A 21999-nucleotide genomic window follows, 5' to 3' on the forward strand; every position below is an offset into this window, starting at 1 on the left:
CCGTAGGGCCGTTGTTTTGTCGGAGTCTGAGCGTTAGCGAAGGTGGAGACAAAATAAAAGGCCATCCGACACGGCGTCAAGTCATTTGGAGCCTATGTTCCGACCCCTTGTTGGGTCGGGACGAGGTGACGAGGACGAATCGGGGCCGCCGGAGGCATAAGTGGTCGCGTTAAGTTTTTGCCGCTTGCTTGGGCTGGGATGCCCAAAACAAGCTTTCGCAAAAATAGCGACTCCCCGCAGGGGCTCAATATTTGCGTGACTATTAATCAGATGAAAGCTAAGCGTAGCGATAGGCTGCTGGCAGGCTAATATAATCAAGGATATGCACAAGGCAAGCATCATAGCCCGTACTAAAATAGCCCGTAACTCTACCGGATCATCAGCGCCAAATGCTTGGGCGCTAAGACCTGACGTGCCCATGCGCAAAAAGCCGAAGCCCCAGAAAAGGAAATTGAATATCAACCCTGCAAGTGCAACGGCACCAAGGTAATTGGCATTATCCAGATGCCCCATCACCGCAGTATCGACCAAGCCTAATAATGGTGTAGAAATATTGGCAATTATCATCGGTAAGGCAAGTTGCCAAACCTGTCGATGATTAAAGCACTGCTTATTCAAAGATCGGACAAGTAGTTGTGAGCATATGTTGAGTTATGACAACTTAAACCATCAGTGTTCCCATTATCTGAAGTTTCCCAATAACTATTTATGGTAAAATTGAAACTATGCTACAACTATATGAAAAAAATAGTCTTTTCATTCGTTTCAAATGCTATTGCCTAAGGGGAATTAAGTAGGGGTTTGCTATAAACATGGCAAAACCACCTAAAATAAACCTCGATACACCAGCATTGTGTATTTCAGCTACTCAATAATTGGGAAACTTCAGCCCATTAAAAGAAGAAGCACCTAAACAAAGCAGCCTATAACCTACCTGAAGGTAGCACCACTCGAACGCTGAAAATCATGGAAACGGAGCTTAGCGAAGTGGTGATTTTTAGTCCCTGATAGGCGACAGGGCAATTCGCTGATTCGACGTGTGCTAGCAGCACGCGAGAGGAGCAAGAATTGCATTCCGAATAGCCGTCCAGCCAGTGAGGTAGTAATGACGAAGCGGCTTTTGTGCGTAGTCGTTGCGGACGCAGGGCGTTCAGGGCATCTCCCATCCGCTGCGTAGGTGAACGAATTATGGCGACAGGAGTCCCGGAATTTCGTGAGGTAGCATGGCGCGCCTGGTGATTCCTTATTTTAGTTAAATTAATTTACCTTTGGTACTTAGGTAACTCGCAACAAATAATCCACCTACCTTGCTTGTCTTTTTGTCCGTCTTCTGTGTTGTAGAAATAGTTACGTAGCCTGCTATGCGCCGTGCCTACGCCTTGAAGGCGAACAAAAATCCTGCGCAATATTGGTAGGTTATTTATTGCGTGTTACCTTACTTCACTAAACTTAGCAACACCCCGGCAGCAACCGCAGAACCAATAACTCCGGCCACATTAGGTCCCATCGCATGCATTAACAGGAAATTATGCGGGTTATTTTCCAGACCTACTTTATTTGCCACTCGTGCGGCCATCGGTACGGCTGAAACGCCTGCTGCTCCAATCAGTGGATTAATAGGCGTATCGCTAAATTTATTCATTACTTTAGCCATGATGACACCAGATGCAGTGCCTATACAAAATGCAATCGCGCCTAAGACTAGAATTCCTAAGGTTGTTTCCTGAAGAAATTTATCTGCACTCATCTTTGAGCCTACGGCTAGCCCTAAGAAAATAGTGACGATATTGATTAATTCATTTTGCGAAGTTTTGCTTAAACGCTCTACTACGCCGCAGACATTCATCAAGTTACCCAGACAAAACATGCCTACCAAGGGAGCCGCTGAAGGCAATAATAAAGTACATAGCGTAATCAGCATCAGTGGAAAGATAATCTTCTCGGTATTACTGACAAAACGTAATTGTTGCATTTCTATGCAACGTTCTTCTGGTGTTGTCAGTGCGCGCATGATAGGTGGCTGAATCAAAGGTACTAGTGCCATATATGAATAAGCCGCAACGGCAATGGCGCCGAGTAAATCAGGGGCTAATTTAGAGGCTACGTAAATTGCAGTTGGTCCATCAGCACCACCAATAATAGCAATGGCCGCAGCATCGGACATGGAAAACTCCATGCCCGGAACCATATTAAGGGCTAAAGCACCGAGTAGGGTCGTAAAAATACCAAATTGTGCTGCAGCACCTAATAATAAGGTCTTAGGGTTAGCCAGCATGGGACCAAAGTCAGTCATCGCACCAACGCCCATAAAGATCAATAAGGGAAAAACCCCAGATTTAATTCCTTCATATAGGTAATACAATATACCGCCAGGCTCGGCAATTCCAGCGACCGGAATATTACTTAGAATCGCCCCGAAACCAATAGGAACTAATAATAAAGGCTCAAAATCTTTTTTTATGGCGAGAAAAAGCAATAAGAAGCCTACCAGCATCATAACTAGTTGTGGCTCCTCAAAATTATAAATCCCCGTGCTTTGCCACAGGCGAGTGAGATTTTCCATAGAATGTCTCTATTTGTAGTGTGTTGTAAAAAGAATTAAGCCCTCATCAACGCAGGTTGACAAGGGCTTTTAAGGTGGGATTTTAAAGCGCAGCTAATCTATAAGGAAACTAGAATATCACCGACAGAAACAGTATCGCCTTCTTTAATATTTATCGCGCTAACGGTACCTGCAACTTTGGTGCGCACTTCGGTTTCCATTTTCATTGCTTCCATAATTAGTATCACATCGCCTTCTGCAACTGCAGCACCGATATTGACATTTATTTTCAGGATATTTCCAGCTAGCGGGGATTCGACTATAGCACCGGTTGCTGATGGAGCTTCAGCAACCGGGGTTGATCCTGCTCCTGCTGGCTGAGGCATCTCTGCCGTGGAAATTGCCAGACCAACGCCGCCTGGGCCAACAGCAACATCAAAGCTCTGACCATTAACATCAACGGTATAACGTTCTACTTCAGCTTTCGGTGCATTTTTCGCTGCAAAGGCTTCCGGATTAGGTGCTGGCTCAAAAGCGTCAGGATTACCGCGATTCGCAATAAATTTCCAGCCAACCTGTACAAACAGGCCATTAATCAGCGCATCTTCTTCAACGTTTTTTGCTAAAGTCACACCTTCTTGTTTTGCTTTTGCTTGCACTTCGGCAATCAAGGCATCCATTTCTGGCGAGATTAAATCAGCGGGGCGACAGGATATAACTTCGCCACCCTCTTCTAAGACCAGCGCCTGTAATTCTGCATTAACCGGTGCCGGCGTTTTACCGTATTCGCCTTTTAGTACGCCTGCGGTTTCCTTACTAATTGATTTATAACGCTCGCCGGTCATGACGTTTAATACCGCCTGGGTGCCTACTATTTGCGAAGTGGGTGTTACTAAAGGCAGAAAACCTAAATCTTCACGCACACGCGGAATTTCTTTCAGTACCTCATCAAACTTATCTGCCGCACCTTGCTGTTTAAGCTGGCTTTCCATATTGGTCAACATACCACCTGGTACTTGAGCTAATAGAATTCGACCATCTACGCCTTTTAAGCTACCTTCATGCTCGGCATATTTAAGGCGTACATTTCTGAAATACGCGGCAATATCTTCCAGCTTTTCTAAATCCAGACCGGTATCACGCTCTTGTCCAGCCATGGTGGCAACAATTGTCTCTGTAGGACTATGTCCATAGGTCATACTTAGGGATGAAATCGCGGTATCAACATTATCAATACCCGCTTCAATTGCCTTAATTAAAGTACCCACACTTAGCCCAGTTGTTGCATGGCAGTGTAAATGCACAGGAATATCCACCGCACTTTTAAGCTGTGACACTAAGTCATAAGCGGCATAAGGCGTTAGCAAACCGGCCATATCTTTAATGCAAATAGAGTGCGCACCCATATCTTCAATTTTTCTGCCTTGCTCTATCCATTTAGCAGTCGTATGTACCGGGCTCAAGGTATATGAAATAGTCCCTTGGGCATGTGCATCAGTATTTAATACCGCTTTGACTGCATGCTCGATATTGCGCATATCATTCATCGCATCAAAAATACGGAATACATCAATCCCGTTAACGACGCAGCGTTCGACAAATTTATCGACTACGTCATCCGCATAGTGCCGATAACCCAGTATATTTTGCCCGCGGAATAGCATCTGCTGCGGTGTCTTCGGCATTGCAGCTTTTAATAAACGTAGTCTTTCCCAGGGATCTTCGCCGAGATAACGAATACATGCATCAAAAGTTGCGCCCCCCCAGGATTCTATAGACCAATAGCCAACCTGATCTAATTTCTCACAGATAGGCAACATGTCTTCAATACGTAAACGCGTTGCCAAAATCGATTGATGCGCGTCTCTTAAGACGACTTCAGTTATGCCTACCGGCATGCTTGGTTGTGTCATGATGTAATTATTTCCTCTGCCTTTGCAGCCGTAGATTCTTCTTACCTTGTGGGTAATAGTTCAATCTTTTTACCTTTAATGAGTAATACTCGATGTTCAAGTTTTTTAACTGATTGATTTTATTGATAATTTTACTGACAAAGAAAGCATCAACATCATTGTAAATCAATCACTTATAAAACAAAGCCGGAAAAATTTACTTTTCTTAGCCCAGTTATAGCTGAAAACTTGAACATCGAGTAATAGAATATTTATTTATGCTTTGCTCTATGCTTATGCACGGCTGCTGTTATTGCCGCAGTGATATTTGGCGAGACTGCACCTGGAGAAACTACCTGACTGGGTGACGTGCTAACAGGCGCTGCTTTCTCTTCAGGAACAAAAGTCGCGACACAATAAGCTATTAATTTTACTACTGCAATCAACATTACAAGAAAAAGAAAAACAATGCCCATACCAGTGAGCATCAGCTCAACCCCTTGCGTCATCGATTCATTCATAAGCACTAACCATTATTATTAAATTTCCAGCATTATCGCTAAAAATTGAGTACTTAACAACTTTCTCTACACTTTCGCTGAAAATCATGGAAACGTAGCTTAGCGAAGTGGTGATTTTTAGTCCCTGATAGGCGACAGGGCAATTCGCTGATTCGACGTGTGCTAGCAGCACGCGAGAGGAGCAAGAATTGCATTCCGAATAGCCGTCCAGCCAGTGAGGTAGTAATGACGAAGCGGCTTTTGTGCGTAGTCGTTGCGGACGCAGGGCGTTCAGGGCATCTCCCATCCGCTGCGTAGGTGAACGAATTATGGCGACAGGAGTCCCGGAATTTCGTGAGGTAGCATGGCGCGCCTGAAAATCACTTAAAAAACATCATGTTTTAAGCTGACAGTCAAGTATTACTAGTTTAATCCAGCTATTTCCATGCTAGAATGCAATGCTTACTAACGACCTAATCAGCTAAGCTAATAATTATTAGCTATAGACTTTCAGAAAATTAATTTTCGAACAAACAAAAACGACAGAGGGGAAACTGGCTTATAATTTTCGTCCCAACACTAACGGAAACAGTCAAAAATGGTATCCCTCACTTTTTCAAAGTCAATTGTAGACCGACTAAAAAAAAATATGGCGACAGCTCTCAAGCTAAGTAATATTTGTTTATATCGATTAACTCAAGCTCTACTCTGGTTCAGTGAATGCATGGGAATCAAAGAAATAGCACGCCTAATGGGAGTCTGTGAAAAAACCATTATAAATTGGCTGAAAACATTCATGCATAAAGGTGTCGGTTGGTTAATAGGGCAACACTATCAAGGACGTGGTCGGAAGTCAAAGTTAACTAAAGACCAGAAAAATAGATTGGTTGAGTTGATAAAGAAAGGCCCAGAAGACAATGGATTTCATTGTGGAATATGGAATACTGCGATGATTGCCGAGCTTATTTGGTTAAAATTTGAAGTTCGTTATAACTTGAACTATTTATCAAGCCTAATGAAAAAACTGGGCTTCAGTTATCAAAAAGCTCGTTTTGTGACTGATCGCCAAGAAGAAGAAAAGTACGAGCTTGAAAGAAAAACGTGGCTGGAAGAAACATTGCCTGCCATTATGGAAAAGGCGGTAGAAGAAAAGAGTGTCGTTTTATTCGGTGATGAGGTGTCATTTGCTATGTGGGGTTCATTGGCACGAACCTGGGCTCCAATAGGAGAGCAACCCACAGTGAAAACATCAGGGATTCGAAAAGGGTTGAAAATGTTTGGTACGATCGAACTCGAAGGAGGGAGTTTTCAATACCGAGAATCATTGGCTTATGAGATAAAACCAAAGTCACTTAGACTTTTAAAAGAGGCTGGGCTGCCTCAAGAATTTTTAGCTATTCTTAAAAGCTTAAAAAATGAGAAATATCCAACACAGAAGCTTTTTATGGAAGCGATATATTCTATTGCCGACAACGTCTTAATCGAGAGTTATAAGCCAATGATATTACAACACGCTGAAACATCTGGGCGTTTTAATGGTGAAAGCTATGTTGAGTTTTTAACACAATTGCTGGCTTATTATAAAGGCAAGATTATTCTAATTGAAGATGGTGCCCCGTATCATGGAAGCGGTGTTATTAAGGAATTTAAGTTAGCTAATGTAGATCGTTTGACAGTAGAACGTCTCCCTGCGTTCTCGCCGGATTTTAATCCGATTGAGAAATTATGGAAAAATACGAAACGCGATTCGACTCATATGAAGTATTTTAAAACTTTTGAAGATCTTCATGATTCAGTTGTGCAAACTTTTAACACTTATATGCATGATGCCAGTAAAGTGATTTGTGTTATGCAAAAATTGCGGGAAGATTTCGTTGTTACCGCCTAAGTTTAAGCGCTCCAAATTTGGAAATTATTTATCTGAGAAACTATATATTGAGTTGCATGAATTAGTTGTAAAATCAGTGTTTCATAAATAATTTTTATCTCCGCCAAGGACTGAAATGGAATGAAAACAACCCTTTTTGTCAAAACTAGTGTTGCACTAGCAGCATATCCCTTAACAAGTATAATAGCGCGAAGAGTTGCTCTTTGCTTGGCACAAGGCTTGAAACCAGTCTAATAACCTAATCTTTACTACCTAAGTAAATACCACAAACATGATTTCAACCATAGTCACTGCCGCAGTATTTATGATTGCCCTCGGTGCGGTACTTGCAATCATTCTGGCAATAGCCAATAAAAAACTATTTGTTTACGAAGACCCGCGCATCGAAGAGGTTGACGATATGTTACCGCAAGCCCAATGCGGCGCGTGTGGCACACCAGGCTGTCGCCCATTTGCGGAGGCCGTAGTGGAAGGCACAAAAAATCCTTCTGCCTGCACCGTTAACTCTCCGGAAGGCAATGCTGAAATTGCAGCATATCTGGGCGTGGGTATGGGCGACCATGAAAAAGTGGTTGCCCGGCTAGCATGCGCTGGCGGCTCACATGTTGCCTACACCCGCGCAAAATATGAAGGCTTAAAATCCTGTCAGGCCGCATCGGTGGTTTCCGGGGGTGGTAAAGGCTGTAGCTGGGGCTGTTTAGGCCTGGGTGATTGTGCCGATGTCTGTGACTTTGATGCGATTTATATGGATGAGCACGGCTTGCCCATCGTCATTGAAGATAAGTGCACCGCCTGCAATGATTGTATTGTTGTTTGCCCAAAAGATTTGTTTTCGTTGATGGCGGTCAGCCAGAAACTTTATGTTGCCTGTAAAAGCCTAGATGAAGGCGATACTGCGCAACAAGAGTGCGAAGTGGCCTGTACTGCCTGTGAAAAATGCGTAGTAGATGCGCCCCCAGGCCTGATAGAAATTAAAAATAATCTGGCGGTGATTGATTATACAAAATATCAGGATATTGATGTAGACCGTACACCTATTGAGCGCTGCCCAACAGGGGCAATCGTCTGGCTAGATAGCAAACTCGGCTCGACTCATGGAAGTAAGGGTAAAGAAGGCATGAAGCCCCGGCGTGAAACTGCGCTGCCTGTTGGATAATTACGTTAAATTTTCGTATTCAAGCTAATATTAATATAATATCTGGGTTAACCCATACAAATTAAAACGTCACTATTCGAATACCTCAAACACAGGCGTAGAGCGTGGCTTTAGCCCGCTAGTTTAATAAATGCGGGCTAAAGTCACATTCTACAAGGAAGCAATATTTGCGGACTATCAAATCAGGGACTGATTACACACTAAGACTGCATACCATTTTCAGAAGGAAACCAAATGGCTATTTTTGGCAAAAAAGACAAACACAAAAAATTTAAATACCCCGGCATACGCATGGCAATGGATGGTAATGCGGCAGTCATTATGTGTGAGCGCGAAGCTAGCGATGCCGCTGGTGCCTTTCCAATTACCCCATCGACTGATATGGGTGAAGGCTGGGCAGAACAAAAAAGCAAGGGCCATATTAATATTTCCGAGCGCCCACTGATATTTGTTGAGCCCGAAGGCGAACATGCGGCTGCGGCAATTACCGCAGGTATGTCGATGACGGGCTTGCGTGCGACAAATTTTAGCTCATCGCAAGGTATCGCCTATATGCATGAGTCTTTATATACTGCTGTCGGCAAGCGCCTGCCTTATGTTCTGAATATTGCCTGTCGCGCCATTACAAAAGCAACATTAAACGTGCATTGTGGTCATGATGACTATCATTGCATGGACGATACCGGTTTTATCCAGATTTTTGCCAAAGATAATCAAGAAATTGCCGATCTGAATATTATTGGCCGTAAAATTGCCGAGCTGAGTCTAAATCCGGCTGCCGTGGCTCAGGATGGCTTTTTAACCTCACACTTAATCGAAGACTTGCAGTTACCTGAGCGCGAATTAATCGAGGAATTCCTGGGACTGCCTGACGATATTATTAACTGCCCAACACCAGCACAACGTATTTTATACGGCGAGAATCGGCGCAGAATCCCTGAACCCTGGGATGTTGATAAACCGATGATGTCAGGCGTAGTGCAGAATCAGGATTCATACATGCAGTCGGTTGCCGGACAGCGCCCGTACTTTTTTGACCATGTGCAGAAATTTGCAGATGAATGCATAGACGAATGGTATGAGCTCACCGGTAGACGCTATCACCGGATCGGCCAATATCGCTGCAAAGATGCGGAGTACCTGATTATTGCTCAGGGCAGCGTAATTCACACCGCACAGGCAACTGCCGATTATTTGCGCGAAAAGCGCAATATAAAAGTGGGTGTCGTGAATATGACCTTTTTCCGCCCATTTCCAGGTGACCTGATTTCTGCTGTTGCCAAGGGACGTAAAGGTATTACCGTAATGGAGCGTACCGACCAGCCCTTATCCGAGGATTTACCACTGATTTCGGAAATCCGTAATGCCATGGCCAAGGCCTTTGAAAATGGCCATGCCAAAGAAACGCCATTCCCGGAATATGCTTCCTATAATAAAGTCACCGATACCTCACCGCTTTACTCTGCCTGTTTTGGTCTGGGTAGTCGTGACCTGCAGCCTGAAGGTATTATAGCTGCCATAGAAAATATGCTACCCGAAGGCAAGCGCAAGAAGTTCTTTTACCTGGGTATAGATTTTGTACGTAGCCAGGCATTTTCACCTAAACAGGAATTACAACAACAAGCCGTTCTAGATGCATACCCTGCGATACGTGATTTAGCGCTAAAAGGTTCAGAAAATCCGAATCTTATGCCGAAAGACTCACTGACAGTACGTATGCATTCAGTCGGTGGCTGGGGAGCAATCACCACGGGTAAAAATCTGGCGATGACCTTATTTGATTTGCTGGATTACAATATCAAGGCTAATCCAAAATACGGCTCTGAGAAAAAAGGCCAGCCGACCACCTATTATTTATCTGCAGCACCAGAGCCTATTCGTATTACCTGCGAATATACCCATGTGGATGTGGTTATCGCACCTGACCCCAATGTATTCACTTACTCGAATCCGTTGGCGGGGCTGAATGAAAATGGCGTATTTATTATTCAAAGCGACCTGGAAACCGCCGAAGAAGTCTGGCGCACATTCCCCAGAGCCTCACAGCAATATATCGTAGATAAAAATATTAAGGTCGCTTATCTAGATGGTTTTAAAATTGCTCGCGAAGAAACTGATCACCCTGACTTACAATTCCGTATGCAGGGCATCGCATTTCAGGGTGCTTTTTTTGAGTCTTCACCTATTGCCGAAAATGCAGGCAAGAGCAAAGATGATATTCTGCAAGCTATTCATGAAACCATCAAAAACAAATTTGGCAGTAAAGGTGAGCAGGTCGTCGAAGACAATTTCCGCACTGTAAAGCGTGGCTTTAGCGAAACCAGGCACCTTGCTGTAGAAGATATGAAAGTGGGCGATGTTGCTCCCTGGGCAGTTAAAAAAGAACAAACAGCGCCATTGATGTTACTGCAAAAGCCTGCGAACGACGATCCTTTATCGGACATTCATCGCTTTTTTGCACAGACAGGCACCAACTATATTAATGGTCGCGCCAATGATAGTCTGGCCGATCCATTTATGGCGATGAGCATAATTCCGGCAGCTAGTGGCATATACCGGGACATGACCCAGGTGCGCTTCGAGCATCCGGTATGGATACCTGAAAATTGTACCGCTTGTGGTGATTGCTATACCGCTTGCCCTGACAGCGCCATTCCAGGCCTGATCAATAGTGTAAACGAAGTGTTTGAAACTAATATCAAACGTATCGAAAAAACCGGTAAAACGGTTAAGCACTTACGTCGCGCGATTCGTACTGTGGAGAAAAAATACCATGCCTTAACCGCGGATAAATCCGAAGGTACGGTGTTAGATCCAATCTTTAACAAGTCTATCGGCGAAACTATCAAGGAATACCCTGATACCGACCAGGCCGAAGTTAAACAGGAATTTGAATGGTTTAAAGAGGCGATGGGCGACTTTAAATTCGCTATTACCAAACCTTATCATGATGCAGCAAATAAGCGCACACCAAATAATGGCGGCCTATTCTCGATCACTATTAATCCAATGACCTGTAAAGGTTGCATGGAATGTGTCGAGGTCTGCCCGGACGAAGCCCTGGAACCGGCCCCGCAAACAGTTGAAAGCATACAAACGCTACGCAATGGCTGGGAATACTGGAACGACCTGCCTACTTCCAATCCTAAATACAAGCGTATTAATGACCTGGATGAAAAAGCCGGTGCATTGACCACTATGCTGCTGGATAAGCACACTTATGCGTCAATGAACTGTGGTGATGGCGCATGCCTGGGTTGCGGTGAAAAAACCATTGTGCATTTATTTACCGGCACGGTAACTGCATTGATGCAGCCACGTGCCAAAAAACAAGTGGCTAAAATTGACCAGTTAATTACAGATATGGAAAAACATATCCGTCTGAAATTATCTGAGAAACTGGATATTAGCGATATAGAAGCGGTAGAAACTGCGATCGATGCGAATAAAAATGTCGATCTAACCTTAAGCAAACTCAGTAGCTCTTTAAGCGTAGGCAAAGCCAGCGACCCAATTGATGCCAAATGGTTAAAATGGGCATCTCAGACCGTCGCCAAACTGAAGCACTTAAAATGGCAATATACAGAAGGCGTCACGGGTAATGGCCGTGTAGAAATGGGCATTACCAATAGCACTGGCTGCTCTTCAGTCTGGGGTTCCACATTTCCGTTTAATCCCTATCCTTTTCCCTGGGCGAATAACTTGTTCCAGGATGCACCGTCTTTAGCAATGGGTATTTTTGAAGGGCATATGGTTAAAATGGCAGATGGCTTTAAAGCCATTCGCATGGCTGAGCTAGAAATTGCGGGCAAATATGACAAGCAGGAAAGCGCGCATTTCTTTAAATACTTTGACTGGCATCAGTTCAGCGAAGAAGAATACCTGCTATGTCCCCCTGTGGTCACAATTGGTGGTGATGGTGCGATGTACGATATAGGTTTCCAGAATTTATCACGCAGCATTATGTCAGGTATGCCACTGAAAATATTAATTCTGGATACGCAAGTATATTCCAATACTGGCGGACAAGCCTGCACCTCTGGCTTTACCGGGCAAATATCTGATATGGCGCCGTATGGTAAAGAGTGGAAAGGCAAAACCGAGCGGCGTAAAGAAATGAGCCTGATTTCGATGGCGCATAGAACGACCTACACGCTACAAAGCTCTATTGCCCATCCGAACCACTTAATCGAAGGCTATATCGATGGCCTAAATTATCGCGGCCCGGCTATTTTTAATATCTATGCTGTCTGCCAACCGGAACACGGCGTGGCTGATGATGCTGCGGATATGCAAAGCCGGCTGGCTGTAGAAGCTCGTGCATACCCGTTAATGACTTACGACCCACGTGAAGATGATACCTGGGAAAAAAGTATGTCCTTAAAAGGCAACCCGGATCTGGATAAAGACTGGACTAGCTACGAGCTTCAGTTCGTGGATGAATACGGTATCGAAGACACCATGACCGTGCCTTTAACCTTTGCCGACTGGGCCATGACGGAAGGCCGTTTCCAGAAGCATTTTACATTTATCGCGCCGTCACAATGGAGCGATGATATGGTGCCTCTGCATGAATTTATTGATTTAGGTCATGATGAAATGGCAGAAAATACCGCTTATGTGCATGCGGTGCATCCAGAGTCCAATACCCTGGTTCGCGTAGTCGTTGATCCTGAGATCGTGCATGCTACCATCGAGCGGCGTAATTTCTGGCGTACCTTAAAAGGCTTGGCTGGCGTAGATAAAATAGTGATTGATACCGATGCTATTGCTGCGCAGGCAAAAGCAGAAATGGCCTCTAGCATTGCCTCTAACTTAATGAATATGGTTGGCGAAGGCACATCCGATGGAAATGCTGATATCAGTGCACTTGCTGCAGTTTTAGCAGCACCACCGGCTGCAAATGCACCGCAAGTTCCAGTTCCTGCAGCTGCCAGTGCGACACAGGCCAGTGCAGCGCCACAAGCAGCAGCAAGCTCTGCTAAAGAAGAAGCACCAGCAGCCGGCGGACATGAGGCAGTCTGGATAGAAACACCAGATTGCACCACTTGTGATGAATGCGTGGAAATCAATCCTAAAATTTTCAAATACAATGAAGATAAAAAAGCCATCATCGTAGACCCGACTGCAGGGACATTTGAAGATATCGTCAAAGCAGCTGAAAAATGTACTGCAGTGATTATTCACCCTGGTACCCCATGGAACCCTAATGAAAAGAACCTGGAGAAATTAATCAAACGGGCGGAGAAGTTTCAATAGCTGAAGTTTCCCAATTATTGAGTAGCTGAAATACACAATGCTGGTGTATCGAGGTTTATTTTAGGTGGTTTTGCCATGTTTATAGCAAACCCCTACTTAATTCCCCTTAGGCAATAGCATTTGAAACGAATGAAAAGACTATTTTTTCATATAGTTGTAGCATAGTTTCAATTTTACCATAAATAATTATTGGGAAACTTCAGTTGTAAAAATACCCCCCAAGGTTTCAGTATCAGATTTAGTTGGAAGAGTAAAAGGAAAAACTGCAATTCAAGCTTTCCAGAAATTCCGGAGCTTGCGAACAAAGAAGTATTGGGGGAATCATTTTTGGTCGGCTGGTTACTGTGTTGATACCGTAGGTATGGATGCAGAAATGATAAGAAAGTATGTAAAGTTCCAAGAAAATAAATAACCACTAAAATATTGGGAACAACTTGATCTTATTTCAGCAAGGCCCCATAGGGGTTTTGCTGAGAACGGCCTTTTAGGTCGAATTTAAACCACGTTTTATAAGCGTGGTAGTTAATTTATCGACTTTAATGTTTTGCAGGCGGATAATATTTTGCTGAAACTGGAAAACTTACAAGCTGATTAACAATAGATGAATAAAAGGAACGGAAATGCAATGTTAAGTCAGCCGCTTGAGCAAGGCAGCGTGCCGTCGAGTGACGTAGGTGCGGCTCTGGCGCTGTTGGCTGGTACTCAGTCCGGCTGTGGCAAAACTACGATTATGCTGGCTTTATTGCAGTATTTAAGATCCCGGCAGCTGGATGTGCTATCTTTCAAGTCGGGGCCTGATTTTCTGGATCCATTATGGCATCAAGCTGTTACAGGTCGCTTATCTTATAATCTCGATACGCGTATGGTCGGTACGCAACACTCTAAGCAGATAATTGCCGAGCAGTCAGGCTCAGTTGATATTGCCTTGATAGAAGGCGTGATGGGCTTGTTTGATGGCCGTTCAGGAGTGGGTGGTAGTGGTTCTAGTGCTGAACTGGCTAAAGAATTGCAATTGCATGTGTTTTTAGTGGTTGATGCTAAAGGCATGAGTGGCTCGATTGTTCCTTTGGTCAGTGGCTTTGTCAGCTATGCATTGCAAATGGGGGTGACGATTGCCGGAGTCATTGCTAACCGGGTAGGCAGTCAACATCATGCAAGGTTATTGCGTGATGCATTGCAACAGCATCAACTGCCTCCGCTGATCTCCTGGATGGAAAAATCTGCACCTGGTTTACCCGAACGTCACCTGGGTTTAGTGCAGCCAGGTGAAGTGTCTGTGCCCGATTTTTTGCCTTATCTGCATATTGAAGTTGCTCACTTGCCCGACTTGTTTTCCAGGCTTTCGTTTACCCTGCCTAAAAAGCCAGTGCAAGGTTTATTGGTCAATAAGAAAATAGCAGTGGCACAGGACGCAGCCTGTTGCTTTATATATCCAGCCAATATAGATTTTTTATATCAGCAAGGTGCAGAGGTATTATATTTCTCGCCTATGGCGGGTGAACCAGTTCCAGACAAAGCCGACGGAGTCTGGTTGCCTGGTGGGTATCCAGAGTTGTACGCTGAATCACTCGCGCAATCAAAAACCTGGCAGTCACTTAAGCAATTTGTTGAGACAAGTAGGCCTGTGCTGGCTGAATGCGGGGGAGCAATGTTGTTGGGAGCAACCTTAATTGATCATGCAGGTACGGAATGGTCTATGGCAAATATATTACCCTATCGCTCGATAATGCAAACGAAACTGGCTGCTTTAGGTTATCGTGAAGAAGCATCGGGGATAAGAGGGCATGAGTTTCATCATTCAGTGCGTAAAACAGAACAGGTGTTTGAGCCGTGCGTTGATATAGAACGGGGTGATAAAGGAGTACGTTATAAAAATTTACGCGCATCTTATGTACACTGGTATTTTCCCAGTGCGCCAGATGTGATAGCGGAATGGTTTAGTGCAAACTGGTAGAGCGGACTTCAGTCCGCTAGTACAGTACCCCTTTATTTTTAAAACATCATTAAGCGATTGTTTAAATAAGCTAATAATCTTATTGTTTTATTGCTTACTTCGGGGGGGGGGCTGTACTAGTTTGTCAGAAATAATGGTGATTAGCGGACTGAAGTCTGCTCTACAAAGAAACAAGCAGGATATAATGAAACAAAGAGATCGTCGACAGGGTATTGTTCTGGTTAATACGGGTGAGGGTAAGGGTAAGTCGTCTAGTGCATTTGGCATGGTATTTCGTGCTGCTGGCTGGGGCATGAATGTTTGTGTGATTCAATATATTAAAGGTAAGTGGCAGACCGGTGAGCAGAAAGCATCGGAGCGCTTTGATAATATCGAGTGGCATGTATTGGGCGATGGCTTTACCTGGGACACCAAGAATCCGGAACAGGATATTAAAACCAGCCGGGAGATATGGGAGTTTAGTAAACAGAAAATTCTCTCAGAAGAGTATGATTTTGTTTTACTGGATGAGGTTAATTATTGCTGTGGCTATCACTGGATTTCAGGACAGGAAATTGCGGATTTTATCAGCAATGAAAAGCCACCCTGGATGCATTTAGTCTTAACCGGGCGTAATGCCGCACCTGAAGTAATTGCGGTTGCCCATACCGTGACTGAAATGACTAAGATAAAACATGCTTATGCTCAAGGTATTAAGGCAACGCAAGGGGTGGAGTTTTAAGCGATTTTTGAAACGATAATGGTAGGGCGTGGCTTTAGCCCGCCAGGCGTAATAAAATTAGACAATGCTGCACAATCTATAAAGCGGGCTAAAGCTATGCTCTATCAAGTGTGTACACGGCAGGAACTGAATGAAACCACTTTTTCCTGAAATAGAACCGTTTAATACTTTTTTTCTTGCAACGCATAGCCAGCATCAGGTGTATGTAGAGCAATCGGGCAACCCAAATGGCATTCCCGTAGTTTTTCTGCATGGTGGCCCTTGTTCAGGTACGCGACCAGAACAGCGCTGTTTTTTTGATCCAGGGCTATACCATATTATCTTGTTCGACCAGCGGGGTAGTGGTCAGTCTTTGCCCTTTGGCGAATTAGAAAACAATACCACGCAGGACTTAATAGACGATATGGAGCGAATTCGTACACAGCTATATATTAAGCAATGGTTATTATTTAGTGGCTCCTGGGGCAGTGCTTTAGCGCTACTATACGCCCAGCAGCATACAGCAGCAGTGGTAGGGGTGATTATTCGCGGGGTGTTTTTGGCACGGCAACAAGACCTAGACTGGTTTGTGCGCGAGGGAGCTAGTCGTATTTATCCCGAGCAATATCAATGTTTGCTGGATGCATTGCCAGACGGGGATATTGATTTGCTGTATTCCAGCCTATGGTCTGATGATGAAGAACAGGTACGACGCATAACAGCAGCATGGATGCAATGGAGTAGCCAGGTAGCCGTAGGCGCGGATTATCAAAAACCAGGGCAGGTGCAAGAAGTTACTCCTGAAATGGTGTTGCAAGTTAGAATGGAATTGAATTATGCGCGTAATCATTATTTTATTCGGGAAAATCAGATCCTAGAAAATTGTTCTCGATTACAAGGTATACCCTGCATTATTGTGCATGGACGCCATGATTTTGTTTGTCCTATGGCGGCGGGATATAGTTTATCCCGCGCTTTACCCCATGCTGAATATCGTGTGCTGGAACATGCCGGGCATATTGCTCAGGGTGAAGAAATGGTTGATGCGTTGGTTAATGCGAGTGATCAAATGGCTGTAAGGTTAGCGTTATGAGTGAGCAAAAGAAACGCCTGGTGATCGCGATGACTGGAGCAACCGGAGCCATTTATGGGGTTAGAATGTTACAGGTGCTACGCCAGCAGCCTGACTGGGAGTCACACCTGCTCATATCCAGTGCGGGTTTGTTAAATTTAAAATATGAGCAGCAGATGAAACGTAGCGAGCTTTATGCTTTAGCGGATGTAACACATGGCGTTAATGATATTGCAGCAAGCATTGCCAGTGGCTCATTTAAAACCGAGGGTGTGGTCGTTGCCCCATGCTCTATGAAAACACTCGCAGCTATTGCGCATGGCTTTGGGGATAACTTGATTTCCCGTTCTGCAGATGTGGCTTTAAAAGAACGCCGCCGAGTGGTAATTATGCCGCGTGAAACGCCGTTAAATCTAGCGCATATTCGTAATATGGCCAGCGTAACTGAAATGGGTGGAATCATCTTTCCACCGATGCCGGCATTTTATAATAAGGCTAATTCTATTGCCACCATGGTCGATGAAGGGGTAGGGCGTGTGCTGAATTTATTTGGGGTAAATGTTGACGGCTTATATACGCCCTGGGAAGGCTTGTAGCACTGATAGCTATCAGCAGAGATGGAGCCAGGAGCTGCTAACAATACATGCTTTTGTCTGGCAAGATTTTGACAGGGTGGCGGAGAATATCAGCCACCCTGTCAGCAGAACTATTGCTGTGCCTGCTGGTGCAAATGCACATCCATCTGCGGATAAGGAATATTCAAGCCTGCTTTATTGAAAGTGTTGTAAACATTCTCATTCATATCAAAGTATACGCCCCAGAAATCAGTAGCATTCACCCAGGCTCTAACCGTAAAGTTCACTGAACTGTCCGCCAATTCGGAGACTGCAATGAATACTTCCGGGTCTTTTAAGATTCTCGAATCGGCATCGCTCAACTCCCTGATAATTTGCCTTGGCTAAATCATCGCCATAACCCACACCTATAGTCCAGTCGACTCTTCTCTGGGCTTCAGTGGAAAAGTTAGTCATAGAAGACGTTGATAAACCGCCATTAGGGATAATAATGGTTTTATTATCAGGTGTTTTTAAAATAGTGTTGAATATCTGGATTTCCTTTACAGTACCGATAAACCCTTGAGCATCGATAACATCGCCTATCTTAAATGGCTTGAAGATTAAGATCATGACCCCGCCGGCAAAGTTCTGTAGTGTTCCGGATAACGCCATACCTACTGCCAAACCAGCCGCACCTAACCCATCTTCGTCACTCGCTGAAAATCATGGAAACGGAGCTTAGCGAAGTGGTGATTTTTAGTCCCTGATAGGCGACAGGGCAATTCGCTGATTCGACGTGTGCTAGTAGCACGCGAGAGGAGCAAGAATTGCATTCCGAATAGCCGTCCAGCCAGTGAGGTAGTAATGACGAAGCGGCTTTTGTGCGTAGTCGTTGCGGACGCAGGGCGTTCAGGGCCGCTGCGTAGGTGAACGAATTATGGCGACAGGAGTCCCGGAATTTCGTGAGGTAGCATGGCGCGCCTGTTTATCTTTCTAAGCTATTGATTCATCGGTTTGAGCGATTTTTTGTCGAAAAATTCTCTTTAAAATCAATGGTGTTTTTTTTGAAAGTTTTATAGTGCTATTTATATTATTTTTGTCGATAAATTCATTGACTTTTGTCAAAAAACCATCATTATTTGAGTGTAATTTACATGCGACAAAAATACTCTAAAAAATTCAACGTTTTATACAAAAACACAAAATCTGTAGTGCCAACTGGCTACTTTTCAAAATTTCAACCAATTGATTTATAACAACTACATCATCAATAGTGACGAAGATGGGCTAAGATAGCAATGAACGAGGTCATTTGTATGCCCAGCATACCTAGTACGCTGATTATTAGCATGACTTTCAGTAAGATGCGCACTATTCCGAGTAAGAACGGCTTTAGCGATGGGTCCGCAGACGCTGAAAATCATGGAAACGGAGCTTAGCGAAGTGATGATTTTTAGTCCCTGATAGGCGACAGGGCAATTCGCTGATTCGACGTGTGCTAGCAGCACGCGAGAGGAGCAAGAATTGCATTCCGAATAGCCGTCCAGCCAGTGAGGTAGTAATGACGAAGCGGCTTTTGTGCGTAGTCGTTGCGGACGCAGGGCGTTCAGGGCATCTCCCATCCGCTGCGTAGGTGAACGAATTATGGCGACAGGAGTCCCGGAATTTCGTGAGGTAGCATGGCGCGCCTGGCCTTCGCTGCCAGCCATGGAGAGCGAAAGCGAGGGCTGGTAGTCCCCAGAAGGCGTAGGGCCGTTGTTTTGTCGGAATCGTAGCGCTAGCGTAGGTGTAGACAAAATAAAAGGCATTCCGAAACGCCGTCCAGTCATTTGAGGGAGTGTTACGAAGCCAGCACCGAGTTTACGATGGTAATGGCGAAGTGGCACGTACGCAGGACGTCTGGGGCGCCGAAGGCATTAGTGGTCGCGTTAAGTTTTTGCCGCTTGCTTGGGCTGGGATGCCCAAAACAAGCTTTCGCAAAAATAGCGACTCCCCGTTGTCTAATGTTTTCGCGACACCCTTTCCTATAATCTTGATAACCCATGAACCGATAATCCAGACAGCAATTGCCCCGAGTACTTTGGGGCCATATTCCATGCCTAAATCTGTCATTTGTGAAATAAGTTCTTCTGTAGTCATAATGTTTCCTTTTTTAGTTGGCTTGCATTAAATTAGAGCAAGCGTCTATTTAATTTAAACACTTACCTTGATGGTTTTGTATGATGCGTAGAGTCATGCGTTTGACTAAAAGGTCTTTGAATTCTTGCTATTGCGGAATAGTAGTGGTTTTTCATCCGTGGATAAAGCACTGTCCCTAGCTGCGTCTATTGCGTCCTGAACAACTTGTCTGTCAGGTGATTTTCTACATACCGGGTCAGTTTTATACATATCACCCGTCAGCAAATAGGCCTGACAGCGACAGCCACCAAAATCTTTGTCTTTCTCATCGCAACTTCTGCAGGTTTCTTGCATCCATTCATTGCCACGGAAGAAATTAAAGGCTTTTGATTCGTGCCAGATATCAGTAACGCTGTAATCATTGATATTAGGACAATCCATGCCGGGTAAATCGCGTGCTGAGTGACAAGGTAGCGCAACTCCATCCGGGGCTATGGTTAGAAAGGTGGTTCCCCAGCCATTCATGCAGGCTTTCGGGCGGTCTTCGTAAAAATCAGGCACGACGTAATAGATTTTCATCTTGCCTTCTACTTTCTTTTTAAAATCTTGGGCAATTTTCTCTGCCTTTTCGAATTGCTCCCGGGTAGGCAATAACAAATCGCGGTTGGCATGCGCCCAGCCGTAATACTGGGTATTGGCAAGCTCTAGATAGTCAGCGCCCAGCTCTTCGGCCATGGCTAGAATCTCGGCCATCTGATGAATGTTTTTGCGATGAATAACTACACATAACACCATTGGGTAATTATGTTTTTTAACTAATCGGGCAGCTTCTTTTTTATGCTGAAAGGACTCGGTACCGGCAAGATGGTCATTCAGGTCTTTGCTGCTGGCCTGAATGCTCACCTGAATATGATCCAGCCCTGCTTGTTTAAGCTGGATGATTTTAGCTTCATTTAGGCCGTAGCCTGAGGTGATCAGGTTGGTGTAATAGCCCAGCTCTCGGGCATGTTTAACTAGTTCGGGCAGGTCTGGACGGGTTAAGGGTTCTCCGCCAGAAAAGCCGAGTTGTACTGCGCCCATTTTGCGCGCCTCAGACAGCACTCGCTTCCAGTCATCGGTGCTGATTTCACTGCTATTGTGTGCGTAATCCAGGGGATTAGAGCAGTAGGGGCATTGCAGTGGGCATTTATAGGTTAGCTCTGCAAGTAACCAGCGGGGAGGGGTGATGTTAGTTTTGTTGAATCCAGCCATTATTGAGTGCTACCTCTAAGAAACCCGTAATATCATTTTTTAAATCGGTGGTGGAGAACTTTTCCTCCAGATCGGCAACAATCTGATCCAGATTTCGTGTACCATCGCAGAGTTTTAAAATTTCCGCCGAACTCTGGTTTAGTTCAACCATACCTTCAGGGTAGAGTATAACATCTTTTTGCTGGGCTTCTTCCCATTGCAGACGGTGCATGGGAGAGAAGTTGATGGGTAATGCAGTGTTTATGGTCATATGTGCTTAGTGTAGGCAGGGTGGATTTTTGAACGTAGTGAAGAAGCGTAACCCGACAATATGCAGGATATCGGTCAATGGCGGGTTACGTTATCTCGCAATGCCCGATAATCTAACCCAGTCTACATTTTAGTTATTTTCAATATTAAAATAAGGAGGCATATCATTAATATAAGCTATATAGATAGCGTCAGCCATAGACCATAAAACATTTAATTTGAATCTTAAAATCTCTAGCATGCGCTCTTGTTGCTCGCGTGTTTTATAATAATCCAGAGTGATCTCCAGGCCATGTTCTACATCACGGCGCGCTTCTGAAAGACGTTTACGAAAATAGATATAACCTTCTTGTGTAATCCACGGGTAAAGTTCAGGCCAGTTATCTAGCCGTTGCTGGTGGATTTTAGGGGCAAATAACTCGGTTAAAGATGAGCTGGCGGCTTCATGCCAGTTTGAGTTGCGGGCAAAATTCACATAGGCATCCACGGCGAATTTTACGCCTGGTAATACATGTTCTAAAGAAATGACTTCTTCGCGACTCATACCCACCGCGATACCCAGTTGCACCCAGGCTTCGATGCCGCCGGGTTCGCCAGGTTGCCCATCGTGGTCAAGGATGCGCTGTGTCCAGATGGCACGAGTTTCACGATCCGGACAGTTAGCCAGTATATTGGCGTCTTTAATCGGGATCATAATCTGATAATAAAACCGGTTGGCTACCCAGCCCTGTAATTGTTTCTGCGTCAGCTTGCCTTCATTCATTAAGGTATGCATGGGGTGGTGGATATGGTAATACTTTTCCATGCCACGTAACTGCGCTTCAAATTCTTCTCGAGACCAGGGTGTTTGTTCAGTCATTT

18 protein-coding genes and 5 pseudogenes are annotated in these 21999 nt (G+C 44.6%); 9 read left to right on the forward strand and 14 right to left on the reverse strand.

From position 1 onward, the window contains the following. Positions 1-92: 92 nt before the first annotated feature. The 7 genes and pseudogenes from K6984_RS32790 to K6984_RS06835 form a co-directional block, all read right to left on the reverse strand. Positions 93-221, reverse strand: coding sequence for a hypothetical protein (locus K6984_RS32790; RefSeq protein WP_263458600.1), 129 nt, complete (start codon positions 219-221; stop codon positions 93-95). Between the two features lie 100 nt (positions 222-321). After that, positions 322-567, reverse strand: a pseudogene (locus K6984_RS32795) (MATE family efflux transporter); the annotation flags it as partial. A 356-nt stretch (positions 568-923) separates the two neighbouring features. Continuing rightward, entirely contained in the window at positions 924-1166 is a 243-nt protein-coding gene (locus tag K6984_RS06815; RefSeq protein ID WP_221894839.1) for a hypothetical protein, read from the reverse strand. Positions 1167-1435: 269 nt separating this feature from the next. Then, positions 1436-2563, reverse strand: a complete 1128-nt coding sequence (locus K6984_RS06820; protein WP_221894840.1) for a sodium ion-translocating decarboxylase subunit beta — start codon at positions 2561-2563, stop codon at positions 1436-1438. A 98-nt stretch (positions 2564-2661) separates the two neighbouring features. Further along, positions 2662-4455, reverse strand: coding sequence for a sodium-extruding oxaloacetate decarboxylase subunit alpha (oadA, locus tag K6984_RS06825; protein ID WP_221894841.1), 1794 nt, complete (start codon positions 4453-4455; stop codon positions 2662-2664). A 251-nt stretch (positions 4456-4706) separates the two neighbouring features. Next, a complete protein-coding gene (locus K6984_RS06830; RefSeq protein ID WP_221894842.1) occupies positions 4707-4955 on the reverse strand; it encodes an OadG family protein in 249 nt (82 codons plus the stop codon). Next, complete coding sequence (locus K6984_RS06835; protein WP_221894843.1) at positions 4948-5241, reverse strand: hypothetical protein; 294 nt, start codon at positions 5239-5241, stop codon at positions 4948-4950. The genes K6984_RS06830 and K6984_RS06835 overlap by 8 nt, the downstream gene beginning before the upstream one ends. A gap of 291 nt (positions 5242-5532) precedes the next feature. Here K6984_RS06835 and K6984_RS06840 point away from each other — a divergent pair, with 291 nt between their 5' ends. The 8 genes and pseudogenes from K6984_RS06840 (at position 5533) to K6984_RS06875 (ending at position 17559) form a co-directional block, all read left to right on the forward strand. Next, positions 5533-6822 carry an IS630 family transposase gene (locus tag K6984_RS06840; protein WP_221894844.1) on the forward strand — a complete coding sequence of 430 codons (1290 nt, stop codon included), beginning with the start codon at positions 5533-5535 and terminating at the stop codon, positions 6820-6822. Between the two features lie 271 nt (positions 6823-7093). Next, positions 7094-7978 carry an RnfABCDGE type electron transport complex subunit B gene (locus K6984_RS06845; protein ID WP_221894845.1) on the forward strand — a complete coding sequence of 295 codons (885 nt, stop codon included), beginning with the start codon at positions 7094-7096 and terminating at the stop codon, positions 7976-7978. Between the two features lie 234 nt (positions 7979-8212). Beyond that, positions 8213-13237, forward strand: coding sequence for a 2-oxoacid:acceptor oxidoreductase family protein (locus K6984_RS06850; protein ID WP_221894846.1), 5025 nt, complete (start codon positions 8213-8215; stop codon positions 13235-13237). Between the two features lie 202 nt (positions 13238-13439). Then, positions 13440-13649 (forward strand): annotated as a pseudogene (gene tnpA, locus K6984_RS06855) (IS200/IS605 family transposase); the annotation flags it as partial. Between the two features lie 213 nt (positions 13650-13862). After that, a complete protein-coding gene (locus K6984_RS06860; RefSeq protein ID WP_221894847.1) occupies positions 13863-15191 on the forward strand; it encodes a cobyrinic acid a,c-diamide synthase CobB in 1329 nt (442 codons plus the stop codon). A gap of 133 nt (positions 15192-15324) precedes the next feature. Beyond that, a complete protein-coding gene (gene cobO / locus K6984_RS06865) occupies positions 15325-15912 on the forward strand; it encodes a cob(I)yrinic acid a,c-diamide adenosyltransferase (RefSeq protein WP_221895136.1) in 588 nt (195 codons plus the stop codon). A gap of 130 nt (positions 15913-16042) precedes the next feature. Continuing rightward, on the forward strand, positions 16043-16984 hold the full coding sequence (gene pip / locus K6984_RS06870; protein WP_221894848.1) for a prolyl aminopeptidase: 942 nt from the start codon (positions 16043-16045) through the stop codon (positions 16982-16984). Further along, positions 16981-17559 (forward strand): UbiX family flavin prenyltransferase, encoded by a 579-nt coding sequence (locus K6984_RS06875; protein ID WP_221894849.1) that lies wholly within the window; start codon positions 16981-16983, stop codon positions 17557-17559. Before pip ends, K6984_RS06875 begins: the two co-directional genes overlap by 4 nt. Before the next feature lie 110 nt (positions 17560-17669). Here the strand turns inward: K6984_RS06875 and K6984_RS06880 are convergent. The 3 genes and pseudogenes from K6984_RS06880 to K6984_RS30740 form a co-directional block, all read right to left on the reverse strand. Next, a pseudogene (locus K6984_RS06880) lies at positions 17670-18219 on the reverse strand (mechanosensitive ion channel family protein); the annotation flags it as partial. Between the two features lie 294 nt (positions 18220-18513). Further along, complete coding sequence (locus K6984_RS32800) at positions 18514-18645, reverse strand: hypothetical protein (RefSeq protein WP_263458670.1); 132 nt, start codon at positions 18643-18645, stop codon at positions 18514-18516. A gap of 163 nt (positions 18646-18808) precedes the next feature. Continuing rightward, positions 18809-18925 (reverse strand): annotated as a pseudogene (locus K6984_RS30740) (mechanosensitive ion channel family protein); the annotation flags it as partial. A 173-nt stretch (positions 18926-19098) separates the two neighbouring features. Here K6984_RS30740 and K6984_RS06890 point away from each other — a divergent pair. Continuing rightward, the gene (locus K6984_RS06890) at positions 19099-19254 is read left to right on the forward strand and encodes a hypothetical protein (protein WP_221894851.1); all 156 of its coding nucleotides are present in this window, start codon (positions 19099-19101) and stop codon (positions 19252-19254) included. Between the two features lie 276 nt (positions 19255-19530). Here the strand turns inward: K6984_RS06890 and K6984_RS36045 are convergent. The 4 genes and pseudogenes from K6984_RS36045 to pqqC all read right to left on the reverse strand — a co-directional run. Continuing rightward, a pseudogene (locus K6984_RS36045) lies at positions 19531-19659 on the reverse strand (membrane protein); the annotation flags it as partial. Between the two features lie 105 nt (positions 19660-19764). Then, a complete protein-coding gene (gene pqqE, locus K6984_RS06900; RefSeq protein ID WP_221894853.1) occupies positions 19765-20889 on the reverse strand; it encodes a pyrroloquinoline quinone biosynthesis protein PqqE in 1125 nt (374 codons plus the stop codon). Next, positions 20867-21139 (reverse strand): pyrroloquinoline quinone biosynthesis peptide chaperone PqqD, encoded by a 273-nt coding sequence (pqqD, locus tag K6984_RS06905; protein ID WP_221894854.1) that lies wholly within the window; start codon positions 21137-21139, stop codon positions 20867-20869. Before pqqD ends, pqqE begins: the two co-directional genes overlap by 23 nt. 129 nt (positions 21140-21268) lie before the next feature. Beyond that, entirely contained in the window at positions 21269-21997 is a 729-nt protein-coding gene (gene pqqC / locus K6984_RS06910; RefSeq protein ID WP_221894855.1) for a pyrroloquinoline-quinone synthase PqqC, read from the reverse strand. Positions 21998-21999: the final 2 nt, after the last annotated feature.

The sequence above is a fragment of the Bathymodiolus japonicus methanotrophic gill symbiont genome (genome assembly GCF_019721995.1).
Lineage (GTDB): Bacteria > Pseudomonadota > Gammaproteobacteria > Methylococcales > Methylomonadaceae > Methyloprofundus.

Bases quoted from the DNA above. Each gene is read 5' to 3' on its own strand.
- K6984_RS06835 (WP_221894843.1), bottom strand. From the start codon at position 5,241: ATGGGAGATGCCCTGAACGCCCTGCGTCCGCAACGACTACGCACAAAA.
- pqqD (WP_221894854.1), bottom strand. From the start codon at position 21,139: ATGACCATAAACACTGCATTACCCATCAACTTCTCTCCCATGCACCGT.
- K6984_RS06840 (WP_221894844.1), top strand. From the start codon at position 5,533: ATGGTATCCCTCACTTTTTCAAAGTCAATTGTAGACCGACTAAAAAAA.
- K6984_RS06845 (WP_221894845.1), top strand. From the start codon at position 7,094: ATGATTTCAACCATAGTCACTGCCGCAGTATTTATGATTGCCCTCGGT.
- oadA (WP_221894841.1), bottom strand. From the start codon at position 4,455: ATGACACAACCAAGCATGCCGGTAGGCATAACTGAAGTCGTCTTAAGA.
- pqqE (WP_221894853.1), bottom strand. From the start codon at position 20,889: ATGGCTGGATTCAACAAAACTAACATCACCCCTCCCCGCTGGTTACTT.
- K6984_RS06830 (WP_221894842.1), bottom strand. From the start codon at position 4,955: ATGAATGAATCGATGACGCAAGGGGTTGAGCTGATGCTCACTGGTATG.
- cobO (WP_221895136.1), top strand. From the start codon at position 15,325: ATGGTGATTAGCGGACTGAAGTCTGCTCTACAAAGAAACAAGCAGGAT.
- pqqC (WP_221894855.1), bottom strand. From the start codon at position 21,997: ATGACTGAACAAACACCCTGGTCTCGAGAAGAATTTGAAGCGCAGTTA.
- K6984_RS06860 (WP_221894847.1), top strand. From the start codon at position 13,863: ATGTTAAGTCAGCCGCTTGAGCAAGGCAGCGTGCCGTCGAGTGACGTA.
- K6984_RS06820 (WP_221894840.1), bottom strand. From the start codon at position 2,563: ATGGAAAATCTCACTCGCCTGTGGCAAAGCACGGGGATTTATAATTTT.
- pip (WP_221894848.1), top strand. From the start codon at position 16,043: ATGAAACCACTTTTTCCTGAAATAGAACCGTTTAATACTTTTTTTCTT.
- K6984_RS06875 (WP_221894849.1), top strand. From the start codon at position 16,981: ATGAGTGAGCAAAAGAAACGCCTGGTGATCGCGATGACTGGAGCAACC.
- K6984_RS06815 (WP_221894839.1), bottom strand. From the start codon at position 1,166: ATGGGAGATGCCCTGAACGCCCTGCGTCCGCAACGACTACGCACAAAA.
- K6984_RS06850 (WP_221894846.1), top strand. From the start codon at position 8,213: ATGGCTATTTTTGGCAAAAAAGACAAACACAAAAAATTTAAATACCCC.